This window comes from Agathobaculum ammoniilyticum (assembly GCF_025567315.1).
GTDB lineage: Bacteria > Bacillota > Clostridia > Oscillospirales > Butyricicoccaceae > Agathobaculum > Agathobaculum ammoniilyticum.
This window is the reverse complement of sequence record NZ_JAOQJE010000022.1, coordinates 19286-22699: the sequence shown is the minus strand read 5'-3', so window position 1 is coordinate 22699 and position 3414 is coordinate 19286. Positions and strand designations below refer to the sequence as shown.

6 protein-coding genes are annotated in these 3414 nt (G+C 59.1%); all 6 read left to right on the top strand.

The window, feature by feature from the left end; genetic code table 11:
- On the top strand, positions 1 to 985 hold a 985-nt coding region (locus tag OCV66_RS14775; RefSeq protein WP_262564836.1), incomplete at its 5' end, for a class I SAM-dependent methyltransferase.
- Between the two features lie 75 nt (positions 986 to 1060).
- Positions 1061 to 1354: a hypothetical protein gene (locus OCV66_RS14770; RefSeq protein WP_262564834.1), complete on the top strand. Its 294-nt coding sequence runs from the start codon at positions 1061 to 1063 to the stop codon at positions 1352 to 1354.
- A gap of 17 nt (positions 1355 to 1371) precedes the next feature.
- A complete protein-coding gene (locus tag OCV66_RS14765; RefSeq protein WP_147574599.1) occupies positions 1372 to 1668 on the top strand; it encodes a hypothetical protein in 297 nt (98 codons plus the stop codon).
- 13 nt (positions 1669 to 1681) lie between these two features.
- Positions 1682 to 2263 (top strand): hypothetical protein, encoded by a 582-nt coding sequence (locus OCV66_RS14760; protein ID WP_147574598.1) that lies wholly within the window; start codon positions 1682 to 1684, stop codon positions 2261 to 2263.
- The gene (locus OCV66_RS14755; RefSeq protein WP_147574597.1) at positions 2260 to 2931 is read left to right on the top strand and encodes a hypothetical protein; all 672 of its coding nucleotides are present in this window, start codon (positions 2260 to 2262) and stop codon (positions 2929 to 2931) included. The genes OCV66_RS14760 and OCV66_RS14755 overlap by 4 nt, the downstream gene beginning before the upstream one ends.
- 3 nt (positions 2932 to 2934) lie before the next feature.
- Positions 2935 to 3414, top strand: a 480-nt coding sequence (locus OCV66_RS14750; protein ID WP_147574600.1) for a Rad52/Rad22 family DNA repair protein, incomplete at its 3' end; no start/stop codon positions are given.

Below are 3414 nucleotides of genomic sequence, written 5' to 3'. Positions count from 1 at the left end.
CCGCCTCGGGTACTATCCCACAGACCCGGCGCATGTCGCGTATATCCGCCGCGCTTTGGTGTTCCCAGAAGGCAAAACGGTGAACCTGCTGGACCCCTGCTGCGGGGAGGGCAATGCCCTCTCCCAGCTGGGCGCAGGGGAAAACGCCGCGACCTACGGCGCGGAGCTGGATGACAGCCGTGCGGAAGCGGCACAGGAACAGCTGGACCACGTCGCGATGGGCAGCTACTATTTCTCCCGCATCTCGCGCAGCGCGTTCCACCTGCTGTTCCTCAACCCGCCGTACCTGCAGCTCTATGGCGGCGCGCGGAGCGAGAAACGCTTCCTCGGCGAGGGCTATGACCACCTGATGCTGGGCGGGGTGCTGGCCTGCATCATCCCCTATTACCGTCTCACCGAGGACGTGTGCCGTTTTCTTGCCGCCCACTTTAACAGTTTGATGGCGTACCGCTTCTGTGAAGAGGAGTTCCGGAAGTTCCGGCAGATCGCGGTGCTGGGCGTGCGCAAGCCGCGCGCGGAAAACCCGCGGATGGCAAGGCTGCTGGAGCTGGCGTCGCTGTCTCCGGATAAGCTGCCTACGCTGGACCAGATCCCGCTGGGCAGTTATCCGCTGCCGGATGCAGAGAAGGCTGTTCCCCTGTTCCAGGGCGCTCGGTTCAACGTGCGCGAGCTCGCAGACCAGATGCGCCGCATGGGCAGTATGCTGCCGCAGAAGTCCACGCTGGACGGGCGTGAAAAGCGCCCGCTCCTGCCGCTCACCATCGGCCAGATCGGCCTGGTAGGCGGTTCCGGCCTCATCAACGGGCTGATCGAGTGCGACGCTCCGCATGTCCTGAAAGGCCGTGTTGTAAAGGCGGTCCGCCGGCGCACCGGCGAGCAGTACGACGAGACAGACGGTACGACTACCACAGAGATCATCGAGACGACGAGCAATAAGATGGTGTTCAATGTGCTCACGCCCCAAGGCGTGAAGCTGCTGGCTTAAAGGTATAGCACCGCACCATTGCATCATCGGCGATTTGCGGAATGATGTGGTATTGCCTTGAAGGAGGATACGATTTTGAAACAGTCAAAGGAAAGAAAAGCGACCTATGTCCGCTTCCCTTACGGGAGGATCGCTGCAACACGGCGGGTGATAGATGAGCTGGACGCTATAACAATCAGCCGGCTGCTCAGCCGCCACCTGCGCTGTGACTGGGGAGACCTTTGTGACGAAGACTGGGCGCAGAATGACCATGCAGTGAAAAACGGCGAACGCCTGCTCTCCTCGTATCAGGCAGCAGGACAGAAGGTGTTCATCATCACCGAGTGGGACCGCTCCGTGACCACCATCCTGTTTGCGGACGAATATTAATGAGAAAGGACAGGAAGATGCTGAAATTGAACATGACAGATTTTATCCGCAGTCTGGACAGCCTGCCGGAGAGCAATGAGAACGAACCGCTGTTCGGCACAGGGTATCTTACGGAACACGTCGCCCTGCCGTTCCTGTTTGGGAAGGATATTTCCCTGTATGAAATAGACTGGGGTGCTTTCCAGCCGGAGGACGCCCACGACATGTATTACCGCTGCGGAGAAGCAGACAGCCTTGGCGGCCCGGTCCTCCAGCTGTACCAGCCCGCAGTTTATACAAAGCCGGCGCCCCAGCCGCAGATCTTTTATGTCTGAGGGGGCGATATTCATGCGAAGCTATGAGGACTTGCAGTACGCATTCCTGCAGCTGGAGCTCGCAGCCCGGTACCAGGAGGCCGGCAGGCTGGAGGGGTTCATCCGGAACACTGGAAATGCGCTCTGGGGTGATGAGGACTTCCTCTATACCCACTGGTATGAGCTGCTCAATGCGCTGGCGGACTTCGTTGATATCCGCGAAGACGAGGATACGATGACCTGCCGGATGTACTTTTCGGACGCCGTGATACAGGACTATTTCCTCTTTGCGCAAAGGCACGCGGAACAAGCCGGTATCCCGCTCAAGCAGGACGTTTACTATCTGGACGCGCTCTCGTATTTCAATAACACCATGCTGGATTACTGCCCGTACAGATGCTGGTTCCGTCTGGTAACACAGACACACCATGAATACGGGTTTGGCTTATCTGTCTGGATATATGAGGAACAGTTTACGGACTGGGAACCCCTGCTGGCCGGACTGCTGGATGTGATGGCGTATTTCCGCTCCAGTATGGAGATATTGGCCTCGGACGATAAGACTGGGCAGGTCATAAGCTTTTCGCATCCCGCGCAGGCAAAGGAGGCGGCATGATGGCTGGAAGCATCCGCAAGGCTGTGCTGCATCTGGACCCGCTGAAAAGCGTGGTAAAAACCGAGCTGGTCCGCGAAGACGGCACGCATGAGGTCAAGCACATCCCTGGTGGCGCATTGGTAAACGAGTTCAAAGCGCATATCCGGATGGCCCCTGTGCGGAGCGGCCTGCTCCCGCCGGGCGTCGTCTCGCTCACCGCGTATCCGGACGGCTGGGACGTGACGCTCCAAAACGTCACGGACCGCTGCACGGTCTGGTACCACAAGACCGTGTATCCGGATTTCCCGCTGCCTCGCCTTTTGCTGCGGTGCAGAATGAAAGGCGGGATGCTGAACGGTTTCCAGATGGCGGTTTGTGATGCGGGCAGCCTTTCCCCTGAGACAAAGCTGTACCGCTTCCCGTTCCCAAACGTCAACGGTTTTTCGCTCTGCGTGGGGACCAACCAGTTTACTGGCTACGATACGCTGTGGAAGCTGCGCGGGCTCATGCACCGCGTACTCTCCCTGCCCTTTGGGGACGATTATTATAAGCCGGACTGCACAAGGCTCGGCCTGTCCGCGCGGGAGCTGTTCGAACACCTGAAGGACAAGGATCCCGCGTACTATTACAGCGACGTGCTGATCCCGAACGGGAAAACACTTACGGATTTCATCGGGGGAGGTGTATGACGAATGACCGGAGCAGAACTGCACAAGCGGCTCAGCGAGCCGTTTGCGGCCGCGGACGTAGAGTGGCGCGTGACCAAAACGCGAAACTCGAACAGCGAAGGGCTGGCCGTGGCATTCATAGACAGCCGCGCGATCCAGAACCGGCTGGACGATGTGGTTGGGCCGTTTTTCTGGCGCACGAGGTTCATCCCGTGGCACCAGTATGTGCCCAGGCCGGGCAAATACGAGGACCCGTCCGAAGCGCCGAAAGCGCCTGTCTCCTCCCAGCTCTGCGGGCTCTCCATCTATCATGAAGAGCGCAGGGAATGGGTAGAAAAGGTGGACGGCGCGGAGAACACGGACATCGAGGCCATCAAGGGCGGTATCTCGGACAGCTTTAAGCGCGCGGCGGTACTCTGGAGCGTTGGACGGTATTTATATGAGATCCCAGCCAAATGGACGTCCCTGGACAGGTACAGGCAGATCGCCCATCCGGCGGAGCTG

Excerpts from the sequence above, each read along its gene's own strand:
- OCV66_RS14765 (WP_147574599.1), top strand. The coding sequence starts at position 1,372 with ATGCTGAAATTGAACATGACAGATTTTATCCGCAGTCTGGACAGCCTG.
- OCV66_RS14760 (WP_147574598.1), top strand. The coding sequence starts at position 1,682 with ATGCGAAGCTATGAGGACTTGCAGTACGCATTCCTGCAGCTGGAGCTC.
- OCV66_RS14755 (WP_147574597.1), top strand. The coding sequence starts at position 2,260 with ATGATGGCTGGAAGCATCCGCAAGGCTGTGCTGCATCTGGACCCGCTG.